Source organism: Saccharopolyspora taberi, assembly GCF_039534165.1.
In the GTDB taxonomy this organism is placed as follows: Bacteria; Actinomycetota; Actinomycetes; order Mycobacteriales; family Pseudonocardiaceae; genus Saccharopolyspora_D; species Saccharopolyspora_D taberi.
The window spans coordinates 149,338-173,900 of sequence record NZ_BAAAUX010000011.1; the positions used below are offsets into that span (position 1 = coordinate 149,338).

At 70.7% G+C, this 24,563-nt stretch carries 22 protein-coding genes; 10 read left to right on the top strand and 12 right to left on the bottom strand.

Annotated elements, in window-relative coordinates:
• Window positions 1–96: 96 nt before the first annotated feature.
• Both ABD691_RS09860 and ABD691_RS09865 read right to left on the bottom strand, forming a co-directional pair.
• The gene (locus ABD691_RS09860; RefSeq protein ID WP_344679228.1) at window positions 97–540 is read right to left on the bottom strand and encodes an SRPBCC family protein; all 444 of its coding nucleotides are present in this window, start codon (window positions 538–540) and stop codon (window positions 97–99) included.
• Window positions 537–872 carry an ArsR/SmtB family transcription factor gene (locus ABD691_RS09865; RefSeq protein ID WP_344679229.1) on the bottom strand — a complete coding sequence of 112 codons (336 nt, stop codon included), beginning with the start codon at window positions 870–872 and terminating at the stop codon, window positions 537–539. Before ABD691_RS09865 ends, ABD691_RS09860 begins: the two co-directional genes overlap by 4 nt.
• A 221-nt stretch (window positions 873–1,093) precedes the next feature.
• Here ABD691_RS09865 and ABD691_RS09870 point away from each other — a divergent pair, with 221 nt between their 5' ends.
• The 3 genes from ABD691_RS09870 to ABD691_RS09880 all read left to right on the top strand — a co-directional run bounded on the left by ABD691_RS09870 (window position 1,094) and on the right by ABD691_RS09880 (window position 3,372).
• Window positions 1,094–1,987 carry an NADP-dependent oxidoreductase gene (locus ABD691_RS09870; protein ID WP_344679230.1) on the top strand — a complete coding sequence of 298 codons (894 nt, stop codon included), beginning with the start codon at window positions 1,094–1,096 and terminating at the stop codon, window positions 1,985–1,987.
• 103 nt (window positions 1,988–2,090) lie between these two features.
• Window positions 2,091–2,681 (top strand): TetR/AcrR family transcriptional regulator, encoded by a 591-nt coding sequence (locus tag ABD691_RS09875; protein ID WP_344679231.1) that lies wholly within the window; start codon window positions 2,091–2,093, stop codon window positions 2,679–2,681.
• Window positions 2,682–2,688: 7 nt separating this feature from the next.
• Window positions 2,689–3,372, top strand: coding sequence for a nitroreductase (locus tag ABD691_RS09880; protein ID WP_344679232.1), 684 nt, complete (start codon window positions 2,689–2,691; stop codon window positions 3,370–3,372).
• Window positions 3,373–3,377: 5 nt separating this feature from the next.
• Here the strand turns inward: ABD691_RS09880 and ABD691_RS09885 are convergent, their stop codons facing one another.
• Complete coding sequence (locus ABD691_RS09885) at window positions 3,378–4,259, bottom strand: class I SAM-dependent methyltransferase (RefSeq protein ID WP_344679233.1); 882 nt, start codon at window positions 4,257–4,259, stop codon at window positions 3,378–3,380.
• A 209-nt stretch (window positions 4,260–4,468) separates the two neighbouring features.
• Between ABD691_RS09885 and ABD691_RS09890 the strand changes: the two genes are divergently transcribed.
• Window positions 4,469–5,263 (top strand): S1 family peptidase, encoded by a 795-nt coding sequence (locus tag ABD691_RS09890; RefSeq protein WP_344679234.1) that lies wholly within the window; start codon window positions 4,469–4,471, stop codon window positions 5,261–5,263.
• Window positions 5,264–5,468: 205 nt separating this feature from the next.
• Here the strand turns inward: ABD691_RS09890 and ABD691_RS09895 are convergent, their stop codons facing one another.
• The 6 genes from ABD691_RS09895 to ABD691_RS09920 form a co-directional block, all read right to left on the bottom strand.
• On the bottom strand, window positions 5,469–10,139 hold the full coding sequence (locus tag ABD691_RS09895; RefSeq protein WP_344679235.1) for an RHS repeat-associated core domain-containing protein: 4,671 nt from the start codon (window positions 10,137–10,139) through the stop codon (window positions 5,469–5,471).
• Between the two features lie 44 nt (window positions 10,140–10,183).
• The gene (locus ABD691_RS09900) at window positions 10,184–10,786 is read right to left on the bottom strand and encodes a YbaB/EbfC family nucleoid-associated protein (RefSeq protein ID WP_344679236.1); all 603 of its coding nucleotides are present in this window, start codon (window positions 10,784–10,786) and stop codon (window positions 10,184–10,186) included.
• Window positions 10,787–10,861: 75 nt separating this feature from the next.
• Entirely contained in the window at window positions 10,862–11,548 is a 687-nt protein-coding gene (locus ABD691_RS09905) for a type VII secretion target (protein WP_344679237.1), read from the bottom strand.
• A gap of 44 nt (window positions 11,549–11,592) precedes the next feature.
• Entirely contained in the window at window positions 11,593–12,354 is a 762-nt protein-coding gene (locus ABD691_RS09910; protein WP_344679238.1) for an ESX secretion-associated protein EspG, read from the bottom strand.
• Window positions 12,355–12,356: 2 nt separating this feature from the next.
• Window positions 12,357–14,060 carry a WXG100 family type VII secretion target gene (locus ABD691_RS09915; RefSeq protein ID WP_344679239.1) on the bottom strand — a complete coding sequence of 568 codons (1,704 nt, stop codon included), beginning with the start codon at window positions 14,058–14,060 and terminating at the stop codon, window positions 12,357–12,359.
• A 56-nt stretch (window positions 14,061–14,116) separates the two neighbouring features.
• Entirely contained in the window at window positions 14,117–14,635 is a 519-nt protein-coding gene (locus ABD691_RS09920; RefSeq protein ID WP_344679242.1) for a hypothetical protein, read from the bottom strand.
• 158 nt (window positions 14,636–14,793) lie between these two features.
• Between ABD691_RS09920 and ABD691_RS09925 the strand changes: the two genes are divergently transcribed.
• Entirely contained in the window at window positions 14,794–17,556 is a 2,763-nt protein-coding gene (locus tag ABD691_RS09925) for an AfsR/SARP family transcriptional regulator (RefSeq protein WP_344679243.1), read from the top strand.
• A 72-nt stretch (window positions 17,557–17,628) separates the two neighbouring features.
• Here the strand turns inward: ABD691_RS09925 and ABD691_RS09930 are convergent, their stop codons facing one another.
• From ABD691_RS09930 to ABD691_RS09940, 3 genes are all read right to left on the bottom strand, one after another.
• Window positions 17,629–18,612 carry a M64 family metallopeptidase gene (locus ABD691_RS09930; RefSeq protein WP_344679244.1) on the bottom strand — a complete coding sequence of 328 codons (984 nt, stop codon included), beginning with the start codon at window positions 18,610–18,612 and terminating at the stop codon, window positions 17,629–17,631.
• Between the two features lie 290 nt (window positions 18,613–18,902).
• The gene (locus tag ABD691_RS09935; protein WP_344679245.1) at window positions 18,903–19,310 is read right to left on the bottom strand and encodes a hypothetical protein; all 408 of its coding nucleotides are present in this window, start codon (window positions 19,308–19,310) and stop codon (window positions 18,903–18,905) included.
• The gene (locus ABD691_RS09940) at window positions 19,276–20,277 is read right to left on the bottom strand and encodes a helix-turn-helix transcriptional regulator (RefSeq protein ID WP_344679247.1); all 1,002 of its coding nucleotides are present in this window, start codon (window positions 20,275–20,277) and stop codon (window positions 19,276–19,278) included. Before ABD691_RS09940 ends, ABD691_RS09935 begins: the two co-directional genes overlap by 35 nt.
• Window positions 20,278–20,918: 641 nt before the next feature.
• On the opposite strand from ABD691_RS09940, the gene ABD691_RS09945 reads away from it, so the two are divergent.
• The 5 genes from ABD691_RS09945 to ABD691_RS09965 all read left to right on the top strand — a co-directional run.
• The gene (locus ABD691_RS09945; RefSeq protein ID WP_344679248.1) at window positions 20,919–22,571 is read left to right on the top strand and encodes a sensor histidine kinase; all 1,653 of its coding nucleotides are present in this window, start codon (window positions 20,919–20,921) and stop codon (window positions 22,569–22,571) included.
• Window positions 22,572–22,625: 54 nt separating this feature from the next.
• The gene (locus tag ABD691_RS09950; RefSeq protein ID WP_344679250.1) at window positions 22,626–23,060 is read left to right on the top strand and encodes a roadblock/LC7 domain-containing protein; all 435 of its coding nucleotides are present in this window, start codon (window positions 22,626–22,628) and stop codon (window positions 23,058–23,060) included.
• A 2-nt stretch (window positions 23,061–23,062) separates the two neighbouring features.
• Window positions 23,063–23,431: a DUF742 domain-containing protein gene (locus ABD691_RS09955; protein WP_344679251.1), complete on the top strand. Its 369-nt coding sequence runs from the start codon at window positions 23,063–23,065 to the stop codon at window positions 23,429–23,431.
• Window positions 23,412–23,990 (top strand): GTP-binding protein, encoded by a 579-nt coding sequence (locus ABD691_RS09960; RefSeq protein WP_344679253.1) that lies wholly within the window; start codon window positions 23,412–23,414, stop codon window positions 23,988–23,990. Before ABD691_RS09955 ends, ABD691_RS09960 begins: the two co-directional genes overlap by 20 nt.
• Before the next feature lie 25 nt (window positions 23,991–24,015).
• Window positions 24,016–24,563 (top strand): GAF domain-containing protein (locus tag ABD691_RS09965; protein ID WP_344679255.1); only part of this gene is annotated, 548 nt, incomplete at its 3' end.

Below are 24,563 nucleotides of genomic sequence, written 5' to 3' on the forward strand. Positions count from 1 at the left end.
CACCAGCTGCTTCGACGAAATCGCCTCGCAGGTGTCTCCCGCATCGCGATCAGACTGCACTGACCGCCCGCACGCAATGTCCACACAGGACACTCCTCACGCGGAGGCGAGCGCCTCCTCCAGCCGCTGCTGGATGTGCACCCAGCCGCGGCCCATGATGTCGCGGGCACGCTGCTGCTGCGGGCTGTCCGGGTCGAAACCCTCCTGCTCCAGGAACAATCGCGTGCCGGTGCCCTCCGGCTCCAGCCGCCACGTGACCGTGAACTCCCCCGGCGCCTGCTCGGCGGCGTCCTTCCAGCTGATCCGCAGCAGCTTCTCCGGCTCGACCGCGAGCACCTCGGCGGCGACCGTTCCGGAGAACCCCGTGGACGGCATCGGCGTGCCCCGCATCGTGTAGCGGTGCCCGACCTCCGGCCGGAAGTCCTCGACCGGCATCTGCCACCGGGCCATCAGCTCGGGCTCGGTCAGCGCCCGCCACACCTTGGCAGGCGGGTGCGGGTAGAAGTGGTCCAGCCGGACCGCGGTCAGGTCTTCGCTCATGTCTCCTCCATCTCGTCGAGCACCGAGCCCAGTTCGGCCAGGCGCTGCCGCCAGTAGCGCTCGTACGGACCGAGCCAGTCGGCCAGTTCCAGCAGCGGTTCGGGTTCGAGCCGGTAGATCCGCTGCCTGCCCTGCCTGCGCTCGCTGACCAGGCCCGCGTCCCGCAGCACCCGCAGCTGCTCGGAGAAGCTGGGCCTGGCCATCCGGAACCGGGCGGCCAGGGACGCCACCGACTGCGGTCCCTCGTCCCGCAGGATCCGCAGCACCTCCCGGCGGACCGGGCTGGACAGCGCGGCGAAGACGCGGTCCTCGCCCGCACGCGCTTCGGCCATCTCCGCCCTCCTCGGCGACTATAGGTAGGAAAAATCCTACCTAACAACCGGGGGTAGGCCACAGCCGTACCCGGCGCCGCAGCCGCCGCACCCAACAGCGCGCGCCCGGCGATCAGGGAATCCGACCGCCGCCAAGGGGATTCCCGGTGATGTGCCCCGCGCCGCCGCGCCCGCCGTGGTATCCCAACAGATGATCACCGACCGCAGTCGAAAGGATCTCCATGCGTGCCATCGAATTCGCCGAGTACGGAAGCTCCGAGGTGCTGACCCTCCAGGAGGCGGATCTGCCCGAGCCGGGCCCCGGCCAGGCCCGGGTCGCCGTCCGGTTCGCCGGGGTCAACCCGTTCGACTGGAAGGTGCGCGCCGGGATCATGCCCGGCGTCGTGCGGCTGCCGTACCGGCCCGGCCTTGAGCTGTCCGGTGTCGTCGACGCCGTCGGCGAAGGGGCCGCTGTCGCGGTGGGCGACGAGGTGCTCGGCTGGGCCGCGACCGGTTCGTACGCCGAGTACGCGCTGGCGTCGGTCCTGGTTCCCAAGCCGGAGACGATGAGCTGGCAGGACGCGGCGGCGCTCCCGGTCGCCGGGGAGGCCGCGCTGCGCGCCGTCGGGCTGCTGGCGGTGGAGTCCGGGGAGGTCGTGCTGATCCACGGCGCCAGCGGCGTGGTCGGCAGCCTGGCGACCCAGCTCGCGGTCGCCCGCGGCGCGACCGTCATAGGGACCTGCGGCGGGGACAGCGCCGAGATCGTCGAATCCCTCGGCGCCACCCCGGTCGCCTACGGGGAGGGCCTGGTCGAGCGGGTGCGCGCGATCAGCCCGCGGATCGACGCCGTGCTCGACGCCGCGGGCAAGGGCGCGCTGCCGGACTCGATGGAGCTGCGCGGCGGGACCGAGCGGATCGTCACCCTCGCCGACCCCGCCGCCTTCGACCTGGGAATCACCTTCTCCAGCAAGGGCAACCAGAACACCGAGGTGCTGACCGAGCTCACCGACCTCGCCGCGGCGGACCGGCTGCTGATCCGCCAGGCCCGCTCCTACCCGCTCGCCGAGGCCGCGCAGGCGCAGGACGACAGCGCCACCGGCCACAGCGGCGGCAAGATCCTCCTCGACCTCCGCTGAGCCCGGCGCGGACTCCGCGACCCGCGGGGTCCTGTTGCCACGCGTTCGTACCGTTCGGTACTGTCGATCGCGTACCGAACGGTACGCGACTGGAGGTGTGATCATGGCGGACGAGGGCCGCACCCGCTCACCCGCGGGCGACCGGGTGTGGCGGACCGCCTGCGAGCTGTTCTCGCGGGAAGGGATCCGCTCGGTCGGCGTGGCCGAGATCGCCGAGACCTCCGGGGTGGGCAAACCGAGCCTCTACCGGAACTTCGGCTCCAAGGACGACCTCGCCGTGGCGTACGTGCGCGCGCAAGCGGTCGAAGGGCTCGAATCCTTCGACGTGGCGCGGAAGGCGTTCCCCGGAGATCCGATGGCGCAGCTGCGGCACGTGATCGCCAGGGTCGCGACCGAGATGGGCACCCCCGGGTACCGCGGCTGCGTCATCGCGAACACGGCGATCGAGTTCCCGGACCGCGCGCACCCCGTGCGGGTGGCCGTCGACGAGCTGAAGGCCGAGTACCTGCGACGGCTCACCGAGCTGGTCTCGCAGCTGCCGGTCCGCGATCCCGGCGAGCTGGCCTACGCGCTCCAGATGCTGATGGAGGGTGCGAGCGCCACGGCCCAGTTCTTCACCACCGAGAGGTCCCGCGCCGCGCTGACCGAAACCACCGACCGCCTGATCGACTCCTACCTGTCCGCCGAGGGATGAGCCACGCATGACCACGATCGACCTCCGCCCCGAACACGCAGAGGCGCTGATCCGCGGGCGGCGTTCCGTCCGCGCCTACCGCCCGGATCCGGTGCCGCAAGAGACCCTGCGCCGGATCTTCGCCCTGGCGGGCACCGCCCCTTCCAGTTCGAACACGCAGCCGTGGCAGATCGAGGTCGTCAGCGGCGCCGCGAGGGACAAGCTCAGCAGGGACCTGCTCGCCGCCGCGAAGCGCAACCAGCTGTCGGCCGATTTCGCCTACAGCGACGACATGTACCCGGCGCCGCTGAGCCGCAGGCGCAGCGAGGCGGGCGCGATCATGTACGGGTCGGCGGGAATCGCCCGCGACGACCGCGAAGCGCGCGACGCGTTCAACCTCGAAAGCCTGAGGTTCTACGGCGCGCCGCACGTCGCGTTGCTGTTCATGCCTTCCAACGCGGAGGAGCGCATGGCCAACGACACCGGCATGTACGCCCAGACGCTGCTTCTGGCGATGACGGCGTACGGCGTTTCCAGCTGCCCGCAGGGACTTCTGGGCTTCTACGCCGACACCATCCGCGAATCGCTGGGAATCGAGGACGGCAAGCTGATGTTCGGCATCTCCTTCGGTTACGCCGACACCGATTCCCCGCTGAGCAAGGTCGTCGTGCCGCGGGCCAAGCTCTGCGAGACCACCCGCTTCCACGGGTAGGTCCGTCAGGAATCCGCGCCCAGCCGGAAGTGCCAGATGATCGTGACGGGCCTGCCGGTGTTGACCGCCCGCGCGGCTTCGGGCACCAGGCGGTTCAGCGTCCACGGCCACAGTTCCCACGGACCGGGGTCGTCCGACGCCGGCTGCTGGGGAACTTCCGGGAGCCTGGGTTCCTCGCAACGGAGCACCTGGAATCCGAGCGGGAGGGCCGCGCGGAGGTAGTCACCCGCGAGATGGCGGTAGCCGGGAAGACGACCGCGCGTCCCGTCCGGCCCGATGACCGTCGGAACCGCGGCCAGTGACACCGATTCGCAGTGGGAATCCGAGATCACCAGATGCCCGCCCGGACGCAGCACCCGCGCGAACTCCGCCATCACCGGGCCGAGGTCCGGGACGTGCGTCAGCGCTAGAGAGCAGACGACGATGTCGACGGCGTCGTCGTCGACCGGCAGCCGGTTCAGGTCCCCGGCCCGGAAATCGGCGCTCGGCACCCGGATCCGGGCCCGCTCCAGCATCTCGGGCGAACCGTCCACGCCGACGACCTCGTGCCCCTGCTCCACCAGGTACTCGGCGTACCGCCCGGTGCCGCACGCCGCGTCCAGAGCGACTCCTTTGGCCTGTCCGTCAAGGATTTCCCGCACGACGGGCTCCTCGAAGTCGAACAGACCGTTGCGCGGCTCGTCGTAGCTCGGTGCCCAGACGCGGTAGGCCTCGTCCGCACGAACGCGCTCCACCTGCACCCCGGTCAGCGACTCGTCGTCGAGCAGCCTGCGCACCTCGGCGATGCGGGCTTCCGCGAACTCGCGGTCGTACTCCCCGTTGAACGCGCGCAGCAACGCGATGCCTTCAAGCCCGATCAGGTAAGCCAGCGGGTGCTCGTAAGCCATGACCGGGACGCTAGTGGACCGGATGTGGTTGCGGTCAACCGTTTTTCCCGCCATGGGTGACCAGCTGCCGGGTCCGGCAATTTCCCGGACGGGAGCACCCAGTTGTTAAGAAAGGCAAAAATCGATTCGCCCGGATTGCTGGTCCGCGCCCGGAGGTGATCCCTAAAGTACGGCCACGATTCGTTTCGCTGACGAGGTGAGGATCGCAGATGCGCAACCGCACGCTACTGACCGGAGTCCTGGCCGCCGCCACGACCGTGCTGGCCTTTCCGTTCGTTTCCGCCGCCGCACCGCAGGACGCCGCCGAGCCGCAGGACGTCAAGCCGCTGATCGTCGGCGGTCACGACGCGACCGAGGAGTACTCCTGGATGGCGTCCCTGCAGCAGCAGGGGCAGCACTTCTGCGGTGGCTCGCTGATCAAGCCCGACTGGGTGCTGACCGCCGCGCACTGCGTGGACGGCCAGTCGCCGGAGCAGATCAACGTGCGCATCGGCAGCAACGACCACACCAGCGGCGGCACCGAGGCCGCGGTCAGCAAGATCACCGTGCACCCGGACTACGGATCTGGCAACGGCACCTCCGACATCGCGGTGATCCAGCTGTCCGCGCCGGTGCAGAACGCGCCGGTCAAGCTGGCCGCCGAGGCCGGGCAGCCGGAGCCGAGCCGGATCATCGGCTGGGGCCAGACCACGCCGAACCAGGGCGACGGCAGCATCCCGCGGATGCTGCAGGAGCTCGACACCAAGGTCGTCGACGCGCAGCAGTGCTCGGCGGGCGGGATCGACGGCAACACCGAGCTGTGCACCGCCAGCGACACCCCGAACGCCAACGCCTGCTTCGGCGACTCCGGCGGCCCGCAGATCAAGGGCACGCAGGGCAACTGGGAACTGATCGGCGTCACCAGCCGACTGGGCGGGACCACCCCGCAGTGCGCGCAGGACCCGTCGATCTACACCAACGCGGTCGCCTACACCGACTGGATCAACCAGAACACCGGGGCCTGATCCCCGAACGCACCGCGGGCCCGCTGCCGGACTTCCGGCAGCGGGCCCGGGTGCGGGGCTTGATGTAGATGGGCCCGATGCCTTTTGTCCAGCACGTGCCAGTGGAACTGCGTGGCGAATTCGGTGCCGTTGTCCGCCTGGATCTTCTCGATGACGAAGGACCGCGAGGTGCCGACGCACCTCGCGGTCCAACGGCAGAAAGTACTCACGGACCCCACGTGAACAGTCGCTCTCCTGTTCCTTTGCCATAGATGTGTTCCGGGCCTCGCAGCTCAGCCCCTCCATTCTGGAACAGGCTTCTGCCGCAGTCCACACATACGTTCCGTGACGCCCCGCCGGCTTGCGGACTCCATCCCTGGCTTCTGATATAGGCCAGTGCATTCATTTCTGCATGCCCACTGCCCGGCGCCACATCATCCCCCACCCTTCTTGCCAAATCCAACTGCCTTTGGTTGAATCCGACACTGCTGGCTCCGACCACAGTCCGCGAATTCCCCCCTTGATCAAGCGCGCTTATGATCGCATACGTGGAACGATTCCGCGTCCACTCGTCATCAACCATGCCGTGGTAAATATCCGCACGTAGCCTGGAATCCTCTGCTATTCGCTCTTTAATGCATTGTGTCGGTGTCAGCCCAAGGGGGTCGAGCCAGGTGTGCGGGTTGGGGACGTATTGGTGTGGGTTGGTCCCGCCTTCCAAGCCTATCGGATCGGCGCTGCTGTACCGGCCGGATACGGGATCGTAGTGGCGGTGGAAGTTGTAATTGAAGCCGGTTTCCGGGTCATGGTATTGACCAGGGAAACGCAGCGGAGTTCCGGCACCTCCCCCGCTTTGATCGATCGTGGCGCCCCAGAGGGTCGTCCGGTGGAACCAGGCTATGTCCCCTTTGTCATCGATCAGTTCTGTCGGGGTGCCGACCAGGTCTGTGACGATCGAATAGAATTGTTCGTCGATCCACTGCTGCGGCGCGTTGCTCAGCGGTGATCGTTCTGTTTGCGTGAGGGGTCGGCTGGTTCCCGGTTCGTAGTCCCAGACCGTGACGCGGGCGTCACCGAGGCCGGGACCGTTCGGAAGTCCGTCGGTGTGCGCCTGTTCCGCCATAACAAGGCCGTCCCAGACGAATTCGACTTGCTCCAGTATCCGCGAGCCATCCGGAGTGAGCCGTTGCTTGGCGATACGCCGACCGAGCGGGTCGTAGCGGTATCGCCAGCGGGCGCCGTCCGGGGTGAGCACTTCGGAAAGCTGGTCATCGGCGTCCCAGAGGTAACGCCAGGTTTCGGGGCGCTGTGACAACCGCTTCCGCTGTCGCAGCACGACACGTCCCTGTGCGTCGTGCTCGTAGCGAACTTTGCCCGCACGGCGGATCAGCGTGCCGCTGTACTCGCGGTCGCCGATTTCGTCGACGTCCGCCCCAGACGGCGTGGGCCACGACGCGTTGGCAATGTTTCCCGCGGCATCGTAGGCATACCGTTCGGTCCAGCCCGACCCGCTGACCGCGGTGACACGTCCGGTGCGGTCGAGGTCGAACGTGCGTGGACCGGTGAGCCGGTCGTCCATTGCGGACAGGAAGCCATCCGCACGATACGTGTAGGAACGTTCCTGCACCCGACCTCCTGCAGCACCCGTGAGCGTCTGCGACAGCAACTTGTGATTGGCATCCCAGGACTGGGACAACACCGCATCACTGCCGAGGTGCCGCTGGATCTCGTTGCCGGCACTGTCGTAGTCGAAGCGCAGTGTGCGCCCGGCGGTGTGGAGCGCGACGGGCCGGCTGCTCGCGTCGTAGTCCCACACGCTCTCCGCTCCCGAAGGCGTGCGACGCCGGACCCGGCGGCCGAGCGGATCGTAAACCGAGGCGATGGTGCGGCCGTTGACGGTCTCGGCGAGTACGCGTCCGGCCGGGTCTCGGCGGAACGCGACCTGTGCTTCCGGGTTCGTCGCTTCGACCAGGCGGCCCAGTGCGTCGTAGGTGAACGTCGAGGTTTTCCCACCACTGCGGCGTTCGACGACGTTACCGAAGACATCGTGGGTGAACCGGGTGGTTTCGCCTTCGCCGTTGGTGCGTTCGATGAGCTGCCCGGCAGCGTCGTGCCGGTATGTCACCATGCGGCCGTTGAAGTCGGTTTCGCGCACCAGGTTGCCCACGGTGTCGTACTCGTAGCGCCACACCAGCCCCTGCTGGTTGGTGACGCTGGTCAGCCGCAGTTCCGTGTCGTAGCCGAACTCCAGCCGGGTGCCGTTGGGACGCACCTCTGCGATGGGCAGGTCGAAGTGGGTGACCTCGGTGCGCGTGACCTGCCCGAGCGGGTCTACGTGCGTACGCAGGTTCCCCTCGCCGTCGTAGGCCCACTTTTCCGTGGTCCCGTCCGGCAACGTCCGCCAGGCCGGTGCGCCGTCCACGGTCCACCCGAACCGCGTGACGCCCCCGAGCGGATCCACCACCACCGAAGTGCGCCCGAAACCGTCCCGCTCGTACCGCGTGGTCGCCCCGGTCGCATCGGTGACCGATACCGGCAGGCCCGCCGCGTCGGTCTCCACGGTTCGGACCCCGCCGAGCGCGTCCGTGATCGTCGAAAGGTTCCCGTGTTCGTCGTATCCATAGGTGGTCACCGCACCCGCCGGATCGATCACGCGGGTCAGGTTGCCGCGCTCGTCGTACTCCTGCCGTGAGACCGTTCCGTCCGGCGCGACCACTGTCACCGGCAGGCCGCGGTCGTTGTACTCGAACCGGGTCTGGGAACCGTCCGGCCGGGACACTGCCAGCAGATTTCCGGCCTCGTCGTACTCGTAACGCATCACCCGCCCGAGCGGATCGGTGCGCGTCAGCGGCCGGTCGAACTCGTCCCACTCCGACCGGACCTCGTTGCCCGCCGGATCGACCTCGCGCACCGTCCGGCCGCGTTCGTCGAGGTGGTAGGCGGTCTGCTGCCCGAGCGAGTTCGTCCACCGCGTCACCCCGTCCTCGTAGGACATGGTGCCGCTGAAGAACCCGCCGGAACCATCCGCACGCACCACGCGACCCTCATGGTCGTAGCCGTAGCGGTACCAGGTCCCGTTGCGGTCGGTCCAGCTCGTGATCCGGCCCGCGTCGTCATAGGTGAACCGCAGCGGCACCCCGGAGGCGTTGATGACCTCGGCCAGCCGACCGCCCTGGTAGCCGAATCGCACCAGCGGCAGGTCGGCACCACCATCGGCCCCGCACAGGTGCAGTGCCGTGATCAACCCGTCCGCGGACTCGACCCGGATTCGGTAGCCACCGCTGTGCCGGATCTCGGTCGGCACCCCGGCCTCGTCGCGGTCGAATTCGATGCGGTGCCCGTTGCGATCGGTGATCGCCCGCAACGGCAACACCGCGCTACCGCTGCCGAAATGCAGCGTCCAGCCCTCTTCCGCGACGGTGATCGTATAGCCCTCGTCGGTCAGCGCGAGCGGCTTGCGCGGTCCGGCCTGCGGCAAGGACTCCGGCGCCGGGTGCGGGTAGAACAGCAGCGTGCCGTCATCGCCCGCGAACGACACGCCCGCCTCGTCCACCTCCAACCGCTGGTCCACAGTGGACGCCCAGTTCGAGCCGAAGGACCAGCCCGCCCGGTACGACGACAGGTGCAGTCGGCGCAGCACCAGCGGCAGCACGCCCGCCAGCTCCACGTCGGTCTGCGGCAGCACCACATCACCGCTGGCCACGTCGATCGGATCACCGCAGGTGTTCTTGTTCTTGTCCGGCGTGCGCTCCTTGTCCGGACCGCGGTTGTTGTCCCGGATATTCGGCTTGCCCTGCGAGCCGCCGCCAGAGCTGCCCTGCGAACCGGTCCTGGGCGGAGGCGTGCTGCCGCCGCCCGGCTCCGGGGTCGCACTGCGCGACTGGTCGGGCGGCGGCTGGTCACCGGAGCGCGGCGGCGGGGTCTCGGCGCCCTGGGAAGTGCTGGGGGCCGGGCCGTTGCCGCCATCGGCGCTCTGGGAGGTGTTGGGGGCCGGACCGTTCCCGCCGTCGGCACCCTGCGAAGTGTTGGGATCCGGGCCCTTGCCGCCGCCCGAGCCCTGCGAGGAGTTGGGATCCGGGCCCTTGCCGTCGGGGCTGCGGGTGTCGGGCTTGGGCTGAGGCTTCGGCTTCGGGGCCGGCGCGTTGTCGGCCTTGATCTTCTTCAGCAGATCGCCGGCCTTGCCGAACGAGTCCCCGAGACTTTTCAGCAGCGGCGCGAGGGCCTTCATCGCCTTGACCAGCTTGCCGGTGATGTCGGCGATCTGAGTCGCGACCTTCGCGACCGCGGCCACCACCTGCGGCAGCACCCACGCCATCCCGATGCCCGCCGTGGCCAGCACCTGCAACGCCCAGCTGATCAAATGCCCGACCAGCTCCGCGATGATGTCACGCACCAACGTGCGCACCGCGGACACGGCCATCCCGGCCTTGCTGATCCCGTCGGCGGCGCCCTCGGCGGCCTTCTTCGCCGCCTCGATCAGCGTCGCGGTTTCCTCAGTGCGCTTCCGGTAGGCGTCCCCCGCCTTGCCTGTCCAACCGGCGGTGTCGTTCTTGACCAGGTTGGCCATCTCGGCGTTGATCTCACCGAGCTCGTTGGCGACGTTGGTCCACGTCTTCGAGTGCGCCTTGATCTCACCGTCATCACCGGTCAACGCGTTCAGCGCTTCCGTCAACGGCTCCACGTGCTCGATCAGCCACCCCACGCCCGCGGCCAGAATCGACCCGATCGGGTCCATCGCCATCACGGCGGCGTCCAGGCCGGTACCAACCGCGCCGAGCACGGTCCCGGCCCAGTCCCCCTTCTCGATCGCCTTCTTCGTGTCGTCGACCGACTCCAGAAGCGGAATGCCCTCGAACGACTTCGTTTCCTCCGCCTCGGCCACCAGCGGATTGCCCACGCCACTACCCCCAGAATCGGTCCGTCGTCAGCAGGTCGGAAAGGTCAGTCCCGCAGCGGGTCGAAGTCGGGACCGAAGTCGTCGTCTTCGTCGTCACGCGGGCGCCGCCTCGGCTGCGCCGGTGGCGCGGCGGGCGGCTGTTGCGCCGCGGGCGGCTGGGGTGCGGGCGGCGCCGGAGCCGCGTCCTCCTCAGGACCGTCCCATTTGGACGAACCCTGCTCCTGCTCCGGTTCGGGTTCCTCGGGCTGTTCCGGGAATCGCTCGCGCAGGTTGTCCAGCATCGCGGCCCGCGTCTCCTGGTCCTCGTCACCGAGGTGCGCGGCCATGGTCTCGCCGACCCGCGCGGCGATGTCGGCCTGCGCGCGGTGCATCGTCGCCAGGATCTGCGCGGCGAGCTCCTGCGGCGCCATGGTGCGGACCTTGTCGGTGAACTCCAGGTCCGTGACGCTGCCGTCGGCGCGGACGGTGACCTTGATGCGTCCGTCCGAGCTGGCGGCGGTCAGCCGCAGCTGCTCGGTCTCCTGCTGAACGGCTTGGTAGCGCTGGGCCTTCTCCGCGAACCCCTGCGCCCACTGCTCGATCCGCCGCTGCGCCTCGTCCGGATCGGCGCCGGGAGCGGCGAATCCCCCCAGGTTCTCGCCAGGCATTTCTCAGTCCTCCAACGAATTCGACTGTGCGTTCTTGCGCGCGATGTACCGCGGTTGGCGGAACCGGGGCTCCGCCTACTGCCTCGGATCGGCTTGCTCCGGGGGCTGCACCCGCTGGAACGGAGCCTCCGGGGCGTCGTTGAGCGAACCCGACACCGGACGCCAGGCGTGGGACGGCTGCGTCACCTCCCGCTCCAGCGGCTCAGCCCGCTCCTTCGGCTCCATCACCGGCTCCGCAGGCTCAGCCTGCTTCGCCGGCATCACTACCCGCTCGAACGGCTCAGCCTGCTCCCTCGCCGTCAGCGCCCGCTCCAGCGGCTCAGCCCGCTGCCTCGGCTCCATCGCCGGCTCCAGCGGCTCACCCTGCTCCCTCGCCGTCCGCGCCGGCTCCGCGGGCTCACCGCCTCCGCCGCCCTGCCCGACATCCCGTGACCTCCAGGCCGGAACCGCGCTGTGCTGGGCTTCGTCCAGCGGCTTGAACGAATCGGAGTTCGCGTCGTCGGTCTCCTGGTAGTTCTTCGCCGTGCTGCGCACGTTGTCGGCCGTGGTGCTGATGCCCTCGCTCGCGGCCTTCAGGGCGTTCATGCCCTCCTCCTCCATCGGATTCACGATGGGAGGCAGGAAGGAGCACAGCAGCCCGTACGCCTCGTCGGCCATGCTCACCTGCTCGGCGGCCTCGATCGCGGAGTCCATCCGGTCCACCAGTCCGTCCAGGTGGCTGGCGTGCGCGGTCAGCTCCTCGGAGACGACCTCGAAGCTCATGGTGTTGTTCCCCCTCTGTCCTGTCAGGACACCGCGTGTCCCCGTCAGGACACTGTGGACACTACGGAGGCCAGTCGGTGCTCGATGCGCTGGTTGTCCGCCGGGGTGATGCTGAGCCAGGAGTTCTCGCTGGTCATCAGGTACCGGCCCTGGTGGGTGTCGAACCAGTTCACCAGCGTCGACGCCCGGGCCGACCCGTGGGTGACGCCGAACTGGCCGCCTGCGCGGCGGTTCTCGACCAGCTCGATCAGCGTCGCGGCGTCCTGGGACGGCAGTCCGGCCCGGGTCAGCGCGGTGTGGTCGTCGAGATCGCCGCCGAACGGGTCGTCCTCGTCGTCCTCGGCCTCGACCGCGCGGGTCAGCGGCTCGGAAGGCATCGACAACGAGCGAACCGGTCCCGGATCGTTGGGCGGCAGCACGTCGACGATGGAGCGCGCCAGCGCGGTCGGCCGGATCTCGGTCAACCGCACCTCGTCTCCCGTGACCTCGGCGAGCACCCCGAGACCGCGGTCGGCTGCCGCCAGCGCCCGCAGCGGCTGGTCGAGGTGCCCCACCGCGTCCACCGAGATGTCGTGTTCGAACAGCAGGCGGAGCAGAGCCCCCAGCCGTTCGTCGAGTTCGTCCCGCACGGCCAGGCCGCGGGCGGCCAGCCCGTTCAGCGCCTGAGCGGCGAGTCCGGCGCGCTCCTCCATGGTCGCGCCCTGGCTGGGGACATCCAGCGGGAACGGCGCCCGGCCGAGGCCGAGCGAGTCCTGGAGGAGGTCGAACTCGGCCGTGGACAGCACGAAGTCCGGCGTGGCAGTCATCGTCACTCCTGGTCCTTCTTCCTCCGCTTGCCCTCACCGATCACCGGCGGCGGCAGGTCCGCGCCCGGAACCTCGACGATCGGACCGCCCTCGACGTACCTCGCACGGCGTTCCTCGTCCTCACCGCCGCGCCTGCCACCGGCACCGGCGCCCATGCCGGGCGCCATGCCGCCGCCCATCGCACCGGCTCCGGAGCCGCTCGTGCCGCGGGAACCCGCACCGGCACCGGCTCCCGCACCGGTGCCCTGCGTCTGACCCGTACCGGACGAGCCACCGGGGCCCGGCGGCTGGGCCGACCCGCCTGCGCCACCAGCACCGGCACCACCGAGTCCGGCGCCGGCACCACCGCCGGCGCCGCCCAGGCCGGCACCACCGCCACCACCGCTCGTTCCCGGGATCGGCGGGATCTGCCCGCTCCAGCCCTTGCCACCACCGGGGCCGTTCCTGCCACCCGGCGACAGCGGGGAGCCACCGATCGCGGTGGGGTCGTCCAGCTTCGGGACCGGCTTCGGCAGCGGCGGGAGATCACCGGTCGGCGGCTGGAGGCGGGACGGGTCCGCGCCCTGCGAATTCGTGCTACCGGGCTCGAAGTCCTCCAGCTTCGGCGGCGTGGGCGTTCCCCGCTTGTAGTCGTCGGGGTTCGGCATGCCCGGCATCGGACCCAGCGGCTTCAGCTTCCGCGTCGGCTGCGATCCCGGGTTGCCGACCCCGGGCGCCCCCGGTCCGCCGGTCATCGGCGTGCCGCCCGGCATGCTGGCCGGATTTCCCAGCGGGGGCGGGCTCGTCATCGCGCCCGGACCACCCGGCATTGCCGGTGGAGCAGCGGGCGGAGCGGCAGTCGCCGGAGTCGATCCCGCCGGGCTGACGCCCTCGGGACCGCCGGGAACGCCCGGACCACCGGGAACACCAGGCCCCTCCGGAACGCCGAGAGCACCCGGAGAAGCACCGGGGCCGCCTGGAACTGCAGGCCCCTCCGGTCCACCGGGACCACCCTGACCGCCGGGGCCGCCCGCTCCCGCAGGTCCACCGCCACCGGTGGCCGGGACCTCGGCCAGCCGCTTGCCCTCGGGTGCCGCGTTCCGCTGGAACGGAGTCGCCGCCTGCCGGATCGGGTTCGGCGGCGGGGCGAACTTCGGGGTGTCGGCGTCGATGGCGCGGGACTCGGCCTCCATCTTCGTCATGACCGCGACCGCCGCGGCGTGCCCGATCATGCTGGTCACGCGCACCGCCTGGACGTTCTGGGTCGACTGGACGAACCCCTCCAGGTTGCCCGCGGCGAAGGTCGCGGCCGCCATCGCTTGATAGCCCGTTTCCAGAGCCTTGGCGTTCTCCAGCGGCTCCGGCATCTCGGCCTTGGCGGTCTCCATGACCCGGCCCTGCGCCGCGATCCGGTCGCCCAGACCGGCCGCGGTCACGCCTGCTTCGTCGTTCCAGTCCGCCAGCTTGCGGATCGCCGACCGCGCCGCTTCGGCGGCCTCGCCGCGCCATCCGGCCTCGGTGGCCCGGACCTCGTCGGCCATGGTCTGGGCGGCTTCGGAGATCTCGCGGCTCAGCCGGTTCCACTCGTCGGCCAGCTGACCGACCCGACCGGGGTCGTTGTCGGTGTGCACCGCCTCGTAGAGCTCGCGGTGGCTGCGCGACGCCCAGTTCTGCGTTTCCCGCAGCACGTTGTCCGCACCGGGCCCGTCCGGTGTTTCCTGGGACATGTTCTGGTCTCTCCCCCTCGACTGCGCGCTCGCGCTCCCGGTCGCACCGGATCGCGTCAGATGAGCTTGCGGAAGCTGTCGGCCGCTTGTTCGTCGACCTGCCGGTAGGTGCGCATGGCGTCGTCGACGGCGCCCCGGGCGTCCTCCAGCACCTCGCGGTAGCGCTGCAGCACTCCGGCGAACGAGTGCTCGTCGGTGCTGCCCGCGCGGCCGGCGAACTTCTCCGCCATCGCGGTGCCGACCGGGTTCCGCCCCAGCGGCGCCTGCCGGGCGAGGTCCTCGCTCCGCTTCATCCACGCTTCGACCCGGCTCAGCTGCTCGTCCAGCATCTCGCGCAGGCGCTTGCCCGCCGCCGGGTCCAGCCACACGTCCTGCGACTCCACCGACCTGTGCAACGACCTGACCTCGGCCGCCGACCGTTCGACCGTCTTGGCGGGCTCCGCCAGGTGCCTCGGCTGGAGCTGCTCGGCAGGCTCCGCCAGGTGCTTCGGTTCGAGCTGCGCGGTGCGCTCGACGGGTTGCGCGGGCGCGAACCGCTGCGGTTCGGCGGGCACGCTCGCCTCGGCCTCACTCATGAATTCCCCCTGAACACAGGCATAACCCGGGCGATGATGACGGGCCGCGCCAACGTCGCACCAACGTCGCGCCAACGGTGGTCCAAGGGTTTCGGGGATCAACATCCTCGGCACCGGCTAAGCTTGAGCGCGAAATGTTTTCTGGGGATCGGGCTGCCATGACGCGGATTCGCCTGCTGGGACCGGTGGAACTCCTGCGGGCGGACGGAACCGTCGCCGGACTCGGTGCCGCCAAACGCCGCAGCGTGCTCGCGGCGCTGGCCCTCGAACTCAACCAGGTCGTCTCCGGCGACCGGCTGATGGACATCGTCTGGGACGGAAACCCGCCGCGCAGCGCGAAAGCCGCGTTGCAGGGCCACATCGCCCAGCTGCGCAAGGACCTCGGCGACGGGGTGGAACTGGTCACCCGCTCCCCCGGCTACCAGCTGGTCGCCGACCGCTCGCTGCTGGACGTGACCCGGTTCGAGGACCTGCTCGCCGAGGCCGCGAACACCTCCGACGCCGAAGCCGTCGAGCTGCTCAACTCCGCGCTGGCGCTGCGCCGCGGCCCGGCGATGTCCGACGTCCCGGCGGAACGGCTGCACCGGGAGGTCTCGGCCCGGCTGGAGGAGTCCGCGGTCAACGCCGTCCAGGAGCTGGGCCGCAGGCTGCTGCGGCTCGGGCGCGCCGCGGAGGCCGTCGACCGGCTGCGGGAAGCCGTCGCGCTTCGGCCGCTGCGCGAACCGCTGGTGGAGAAGCTGGTGCTGAGCCTGCACCAGGCCGGCAGGCAGGCCGAGGCTCTCGACGTCTACCACGAGACCCGGGCGCGGCTCGCCGACGAACTCGGCGTCGACCCCGGCCCCGGGCTGCTGGCGGCGCTGAACACCGTGCTGGAGACCGAGGAGCCGCCCGCGACGCCTGCCGCCGTTCCCGCGCAACTTCCCAGGCAGAACAGGGGTTTCGTCGGACGGTCCGCCGAACTCGCCGAACTCGGTTCCGGCCGCGACGGCGACGGCGCGATCCGGATCCTCACCGGGCCCGCCGGTGTCGGCAAGACCGCGCTCGCGCTGCGCTGGGCGCACCAGGTCGCCGCCCGGTTCCCGGACGGCAACCTGTTCTGCGACCTGCGCGGGTTCGACGAGACCGAACCGGTCGATCCGGGCCAGGTCCTCACCGGGTTCCTGCGCGCGCTCGGGGTGCCGGACGCGCGGATTCCCGCCGACTTGGAGGAACGCGCCGCGCTCTACCGCTCCGTGCTGGCCGGGCGCCGGATGCTGGTGATCCTGGACAACGCGCGGTCGGCCGACCAGGTCCGGCCGCTGCTGCCGGGCACGTCCGGTTGCGAGGTGCTGGTGTCGAGCCGGAGCAGGCTCGACGACCTGACCGCCACCGAAGGCGCGCTGCGGATGACCGTCCCGGCGCTGAGCCGGGAAGCCGCCGTCCGGGTGCTGGGCGTGGTGCTCGGGGCGGAGCGGGTCGCCGCCGAACCAGAGGCCGCCGCCGAGCTCGCCGAGCTGTGCGACCGGCTCCCGCTGGCGCTGCGGATCGCCGCCGCGCGCGGCAGCGGCCAGCCGCACACCACGGTCCGGTCGCTGGTCGAGGCGCTCTCCGACGAGCACCACCGGTTGTGCGAGCTGTCGCTGCCGGATTCCGGCGCCGCCGTGCGGAGCGCGCTGACCTGGAGCTACCACCAGCTCGACCCCGGCTCCGCGCGGCTTTTCCGGCTGCTGAGCAGGCATCCGGGCGTCGACGTCGACCGCTACGCCGCCGCCGCGCTGGCAGGCACCACCATCGCGCAGAGCCAGGTCCACCTGGAGCGGCTGCTGGCGGTGCACCTGCTGCACCGGACCGGAACCGACCGCTACGGGCGGCACGACCTGGTCCGGCTTTACACCACCACGGTCGCCGACGAGGAACCCGCGGCCGAGCGGGACGCCGCGACCGCCCGGCTGCTGGACTACTACCTGCACACCGTCGACGCCGGCCGCAGGCTCATCACCGACTCGGCGTGGCAGCCCAGGATCCGGGCCGAGCACCGGCCCGCCGAGTCACCCGAGCTGTCGACGGTGACGGCGGCGCTGGGCTGGTTCCGCGCCGAGGAGGACAACCTGCACAACGCGCTCGCGTCGGCCGCGGCCGGTGGTCTGTGGGACCGGGCGTGCGGGCTGGCGCTGTGCATGGAGCGGTTCCACTACCACCTCGGCGACCTGAGTTCGCAGGCCGAGGTCGCGCAGCGGGGTCTGGTCACCGCTCGGGAACTCGGCGATGCGCGGGCGCAGGCGATGTTCCACATCCACCTCGGCGAGAACCTCGTCCAGTTCGGACATCCCGACAACGCTGTCATGCACGGCGAGCAGGCCCTGCGGTTGAGCGCGGGCGACCCGTTGGACACCTGCAACGCGCTTCTCGGTCTCGGCCTGTTCCTGCACGCGTCGGGCATGCACGCCGACGCGCTGGGCCACGCCGCGGAATCGATCACGCTCGCGCGGTCGATCCGCAACATCGCGGTCGAGGCGTACGCGTCGATCCTGCGGGCCAGCATCCTGCGCGCCGAAGGAGACCGGACAGCGGCGCTCGGCGCGCTGCGGCGGGCCGTCGACCTGGCCTCCGAGCACGGCCGGGACGTGCACGGCTCAGTCGTGCTGCTGATCGCCGGGGAACTCATGCAGGGCTTCGGCATGGACAGCCAGGCGCTCGGCCTGTTCCACCGCGGCCTGGCCGTCGCCCGCGACACCGAGGACCTCGTCTTCCAGGCGAGGCACCACCGGTCCATCGGGAACGCGATGGCACAGCTGGACAATCCGGCCGCCGCGCTGCCGCACTGGACCCGCGCCGAACGCCTCTACTCCGTGCTCGGGCTGCCCGAAGGCAGCGACGTCCGCGAGTGCATCACCGGCGCGAACGCGGCGGTCCCGGCGGTCGCCGACGCGCGCGCCGGTTGAGGCTTAGCGTCCGTTTGACAAGCGGCAGTAGCCGGTTCTCCAGCGCTCTCCGACGAAGACAGTCCCGTTCGCTTATATGGGCCTTCGAAGCGGCAGGGCCGCTTCGAAGGCCCGGATCATCGCGTCCCGGCCGGGCAGGTTGAACTCCTTGCCGAGCGTGCGCATGACCGAGTCCTCGGTGGGCCGGTAGACGCCGCGCCGGTGGTAGTAGGCGCCTTCGAACGCGCCGACCACACCACCGTCCGGCGACGGCTTGCCCAGGTACTCGTGCCACTTGAGCCTGCCCTGCTCGATCTCCTCGCGGGTGTGGATCGAGACGTTCGGTTCGGAGGGCTCCGGGCCGGTGTAGGTGTCCTCGGGGTAGTCGTACTCGTCGGCCAGACCGCCCACGGAGTGGCCGAGTTCGTGCACGACGATCAGTCCCGCGCGGTCGTTCCCGCCGGAGGACGTGGCGATCCCGCCACCCGCGCCGCCGTATTTCGCCGAGTTGCCCAGTGCGAGCACCTGCTCGGCCTCCGGCGCCAGCGCGGCGAACTGGCGCGCCTTGGTCTCGTTGACGCACAAGAGCCTTTCGGTGTTCGGGTCGTCGCCCCGGCACCAGAAACCCATGTCCAGCGCGGTGTCCCGCCGCACCCCCATCGTCGGGTCGTTGTCCACTCCGGACTCCGCGGAGACCACGTTGACCTGCCACACGTTGAACGACTCCCGGTACGAGCGGAAGGGCTCGACGGCCGCGAGCTCTTCCCACCGGCGGACCGCCTGCTCGTGGTAGGCGCCGAGATCGGCACGCGCGTAGCCGTCGCCGACGATGACCAGGTCGAACCGCTCCGAGCTGGGGCCGGTCTGCTGGATCGGCACCACGTCCGCCCGGACGTCCTGCGGTGCGGCCGGCGGCTGCGGGCGCACCGGTACGAGCGCACGGCTGATCGCCCCGTCCGGGGAGAACACCTCCATCCACTCCGACTCCGGAGCGCCGGAGTAAGCCGGAAGCGGGGCGGCGAGCAGAGCTGCGCTGCCGGCGAACGCGGCCAGCGACGTCCGGATTCGCAGGGACACGGCGACTCCCTTCAGCGCGTACACCGGGAACTCTGGCACGCGCGACGAAACCGGGGTCAGATCCTGATGGCGGCACCGACCTGCACCATTCGGCCCCGGGTGCTCATCACCAGTCACAGGAGGAAAAACGCGGACGCGCCCTGGGTCCACAGTGGAGGCTTCGAACATTGGTGGCGCCCAGGAAGAGCATGCAGGCCATCGGAAAGCGCCGTCCGGGGTCCGGGGCTCCGACCGGGACCCGTCCCGGTGGGTACCAGCAGGTGCCGTCCCCGAGGCGGCGCCTGCGCTTCCTAGCGGAGTTCGCCCACCCACCGCCGGCGGACGGCCGCCACGTCCCGCTGCCCGTTCCAGATCGCCAGCCTGGTCCGGAGCATCCCCAGTTCGGCCGACACCGTGAACCACTTCGCCCCGGCCGCGCGCGGAACGGCGCCGCCCGCCGCCGCGACCGCCTGGTCCGGTTCCCGCGCGCACAGCAGGGCGTCGGCCAGCCGCGTGGTGAGCATCAGCCGGATCCGGGACGGCTCCGGTAGGCCGGTGAACGCCGCCAGGCTCCGCCGGGTCGCCTCCACCGCGCCGGTCGCGAACGCGGTGCGGCCGGTGGCCACGGCCAGGTCGCGCAGGGTGCCGCTCTCGCCGACGTCGAACCAGATCCCGCGCGCGCCGTCACCGTCGCCGTCCAGCCAAGGCACCTCGGCCATCTCGTCCTCGTCCAGTTCGGACAGGACTTGGCGCGCGGTTTCCAGCGTCCGCAGGGCTTCCGGCGCGTCGGCCCGGCGGGCGAGGACTCATGATCGCACCAGGCCGCCGTAGGCGACCGGCCACCGGCGGCGGTCGTCGATGGCGACCAGCGCGTTGGCGTAGCGCAGCGCGGTGCCGGTGTCGCCGCTGAGCAGGATCTGCCAGGTCATGTCCCGCAGAACCGAGAACCCGGGTGCCAGCCGAACCGGAGTGGTCGGCCCACTGCATCGCCAGCGTCAGCCAGGTGATCCCGACCAGCGGGTAGCCGATGTCGGTGCGGGCGACGCCCGCGCGGTGCGCGTACTCGGCGGCCAGCTGCCAGAGCGGGCGCGCCGCGTCGCCGCCGACAGCCTGCGCCCACCGCGCGATACCGTGCGCGATCGGCTCGACCGCCGCCAGCGCTCCGGGCTGCCACGGGCGGTCGTAGCCGCGCAGCCAGCTCTCCAGCAGCGAGACCAGCGCGTGCACCGCATCGGTGTGCACGCGGCTCCCGATTCCACCGCTCACGACCTGCCGCACGAGGTTGCCCGCTTCCGCCGCGGCAGGAACCGGACACCGGGTGCGGCCGTGCAGGACGCAGGGGGTGACGTCGGTGTTGAGGAACTCCGGCCACCGCGGCAGTTCCAGCCCTGCCGGGACCACGTCGTCGACGGCCTGCAGCAGGGTCGTGGCCAGCGGGACCGGCCGTCCGTACCGGTCGGCCGCGGCCCGCAGGACGGCCAGTTCCCGGCCGGTGCCGAACGCCTCGTCCAGCCGCGCTGCCAGCCAGGGCGACGGTTCCCGCGCGCCGCGCTCGACGCGGCTCAGCAGCGTCCGGTCGTAGCCGACCCGCCGCCCCAGCTGCGCCTGCGTCCATCCCGCCGTCCGGCGCAGCTCGCGGACCCGGCTTCCGAAGGCCGCCCACTTCGCGCTGCTCGCCGCACACATGGCGCCTCCCGCAACTCCACGGCTCCAGGGCAGCGGATCCTACCGGCGCGGTTTCGGGGCGGGAGCGTCTTTGGTGGGGCGGCGCCTCCGCCGGAGCGGCGATGTCTGTGGGGGTTCGGTTTTCCGGGGCCCTCGCGTTTTCAGTACTCCAGTACCGAAATGGCTTCCGGGGCCGACAATTCACTGAACGCGCGCACCACACGTTCCCGGCGTCCTCGCAGGGCAGGTAGCCCAAGACTCCTTCCGCTGTCCACGCCCTGCGCTCCGCGTCACCGATCCCGGGGCTTGTCACGCTGATTCCGGTTCCGGCAGCGAAATTCACCCCCGCAGACTAAAAATTCGTTTTACACCAGGTGGATCCACACACACCTGTGTGAACTCGCGGTCACCGGCGGAAGAAGATCACCGCAGGCCGGGGAAAACGGTTCACAGCTGCGCACCGCCCGCCACCTCGCACCAGTCCGCGCTGATCGCGGCCGGATTGGCCGGGCACCTGCCCTTCGCTCCGCGCTTTCGGTGTCGCTACTATCAACCGGTGACATGTTGATCAACTAGGAAGCACCAGTAGTCCCTGCGCGGTGGCGGTCCCCGACCCGAGACCCTGCCCGTCACCGGCCCTTTTCCCCGTACCAAGGACGCTGATGTCTGAATTCCCCTTATCCGACACGGGTTCCGACCGGTTGGCCATCCCCTGGCCGCGCACCGACGACGACCTGCGCACCCGGATCACGCGCCTGGCGGTGCTCCCGGCCACCGCCGTCGCGCTGCTCGGAACCGCTGCCGGAACCGCACTGGTCGCCGTGCCGTCGGCGGTCACCTCCTACGCGGTGCTCGGCGGCGGTGCCGCCGCCGTCGCCGCCGTGCTGACCGTGGCAGCCCGCCAGGCCAGGAACACCTTCCGCGCCGTCGACCACCGGATCGACAGCTCGCAGCGGGACGACCAGCAGTGGATCACCACGCTGCGCGGCACCATGGCCGAGGGCCAGGACGAGCTGCGCAGGCTGGTCAAGCAGGTGCGCAACGGCGAACACCCGACGCCGCGCGCCCCGGCCGGACAGCCCGCCGACAACACCCCGCTGGCACTGCTCGCCCACGACCTCCAGCAGGCCCAGCGGGTCGCCGAGGCCGCCGTGGTCGAGACCGCGGCCCGTCCCTTCACCAGCGACTCCGACCACCGGGTCGCGGTGTTCGTCAACCTCGCCCGGCGGTTGCAGTCGCTGATCCACCGGGCCATCCAGAAGCTCGACGAGCTCGAGCACCAGGTCGAGGACCCCGACCTGCTCAAGGGCCTGTTCTACGTCGACCACCTCACCACCGGGGTGCGCAGGCAGGCCGAGAGCCTCGCCGTGCTCGGCGGCGCGGTGCCCCGGCGGCAGTGGAGCCAGCCGGTCAGCATGTACACGGTGCTGCGCTCTGCGGTCGCCGAGGTCGAGCACTACGCCCGGGTCAAGGTGGTTCCGCCGATCGAGGGGATGCTGCACGGCCACGCCGTCGCCGACGTCATCCACCTGATCGCCGAGCTCGTCGAGAACGCCACCACGTTCTCCGCGCCCGAGACGCAGGTGATCGTGCGGACCGAGAACGTCACGGCGGGCCTGGCCATCGACATCCAGGACCGCGGCCTGGGAATGCCGCAGGAGGACCAGCGCCGCGCCAACGAACTTCTCGCCAACCCCGGCGACATCGACCTGGGCGAACTGCTCAAGGACGGCCGCATCGGGCTCTACGTGGTGGCCGAGCTGTCCCAGCGCCACGGCGTCGCCGTCCGGGTGCAGAACAACATCTACGGCGGCACCGACGCCGTGATCGTGGTGCCGCACCGCCTGCTCGGCGAGGAGGTTCCGGACGAGCAGCCCGCGGCGCCGGAACAGCCGCCCGCTCCGCCCGTCGCCGAGGTCCCGGCGCCCGAGCCCGCCTCCGGCGGCAGGCACGAGGCGCGTCCGCGCCCGTTCGCCGACTCGATCCCGGCCTCGGGGGCGCACCGCCCCCGGTACGAGCGCCGCACCGGATCGCTGCCGGAACCGCAGGCCGTCGTGTTCAAGGACGCAGGCACGGGTCCGGCGGACAACGGCACGGGCCCGGCGCGCAACGGCGCGCGCCCGGCGGGCAACGAAGCCCGTCCGCCGCTGCCCAAGCGCAAGGGCGGAACCTCGTACCTGGTGCCCGAACTGCTCGACAACCACGCCGACCGCGAGGACTACGGCGGCGGGCACGACCCGGGTCTGATGGCCGCCTTCCAGCAGGGCCTGGACCTCGGTTCCCGTGACGACGACCCGCGCGACCGCGCGCGCTGACCGGCGTCACCCCTCCCCAGCCACCAGACCTCACGTCAAGGAGAAGAACCACTCATGGCCAGCGATGTGACCTCGGGCCAGGCATCGGACGTCACCTGGTTGCTCACCAACCTGGTGCAGAAGGTCCCGCAGACGCGAAGCGCCCTGCTGCTTTCCTCGGACGGTGTGAAGAAGAACTGGCACGGCCTGGACAGCAGCGGCGCCGACACGCTCTCCGCGATCGCGTCCGGGCTGTGCTCCCTCGCTCGCAGCGCGGGCAAGCACTTCGGCGGCGGCAACGGCGTCCGCCAGGTCGTCGCCGAGCTCGACGACGCGCTGCTGTTCGTCTCGGCGGCGGGCCCCGGCGCCGTGCTGGCGGTCGTGGCCTCCCGCGACGCCGACGCCGGCGTGATCGGGTACGAGATGGCCCAGCTCGTCAAGCGGGTGCCGTCCTACCTGGCCACGCCCGCGCGGCACGCCGCGACGGCGTTCGGCGATCTGAGCGGGTGATCATGACCGATCCCCGGGACGAACCGTGGTTCGACCACGAGGCCGGGCCGCTGCTGCGGCCGTACACCCTGACGAACGGGCGCACCAGCCCGTCGGCCTCGCTCACCCTGCTCTCGATGGTGCGCACCACCGGCCGGGTGGCACCGGAACGCCTGGCCCCGGAGCACGCCAACGCGCTGGAGCTGTGCCGCGCGGCGACCTCGGTCGCCGAGGTCGCCGCGCACCTGCGCCAGCCCGCAGTGGTCACCAAGATCCTGCTCTCCGACCTCATCGACTGGGGAGCGCTGACCACCCGCGCCCCCACCGCCGTCAACGAACCGCCCGACCGACACCTACTGAAGGCGTTACTCCATGGCCTCCAACAGCTCTGAGTCGCTCCCGACCGCGTTCAAGATGCTCGTCGCGGGCGGGTTCGGCGTCGGCAAGACCACCTTCGTCCGGTCGGTCAGCGAAATCGAGCCGCTGACGACGGAGGAGAAGCTCACCACCGCCAGCACGGCCACCGACAGCCTGGAGGGGGTGGACGACAAGAACACCACGACCGTCGCCATGGACTTCGGCCGCATCACCTTCCAGCCGCAGAACGTCGTCCTGCTGCTGTTCGGCACCCCGGGCCAGGAGCGCTTCTGGTTCATGTGGGACGACCTCGTGCGCGGGGCGCTCGGCGCGGTGGTGCTGGCCGACACCCGCAGGTTGCAGGACTGCTTCGCCGCGGTCGAGTTCTTCGAGCGGCGCGGCATCGACTTCCTGGTCGCGGTCAACGAGTTCGACGGATCCTTCCAGTACGAGCCCGGCGAGGTGCGGGAAGCGCTCGGCATCAAGCCGCACGTGCCGGTGATGCTGTGCGACGCGCGGAGCAGGAGCTCCGCGGCCTCGGTGCTGGTGTCGCTGACCAAGCACGTCCTCGCCGCCACCCCGTCCGCCCGGTAGCCCCACTCAGATTCGGAGCCCCTGAATGACCACTTTCGACAGCGCAGGCCACCGCCATCTGACCCCTGTGGACCACCACATGCAGCAGCGGGCCGCCCGCCTCCAGCAGCTCGGCCTGGGCGGCAAGCCCGACCCCGAGCTCGACGCGTTCGCCGAGTACGTCGCCAAGACCGCGGGCGTGCCGAACGCGATGGTCAACTTCATCGGCGACACCCAGCAGTTCGCCGCCGGCCTCTACAGCGGGATCATCGCCCCGGACACCTCGGACGACAGCGCGCTGCGCTCGGCGCCGCTGGAAACCGGGTACTGCCCGCACGTCATCGCGCGGCGCAAGGCGCTGGTGCTCGACGACGTCTTCGCCTACCCGCGGTTCGCGGGCAACGACGTGGTGGACCGGATGGGCGTGCGTTCCTACCTCGGCGCTCCCCTGATCGACCGCACCGACACCGCGCTCGGCACGATCTGCGTGGTGGACTCCGAACCGCGCCCGTGGGGCCGCGAAGGACTGCACATGATCAAGAACATCGCGGCCGAGCTGGTGGACCTGGTCCACCGGCGGGAGCGCGACGCGCG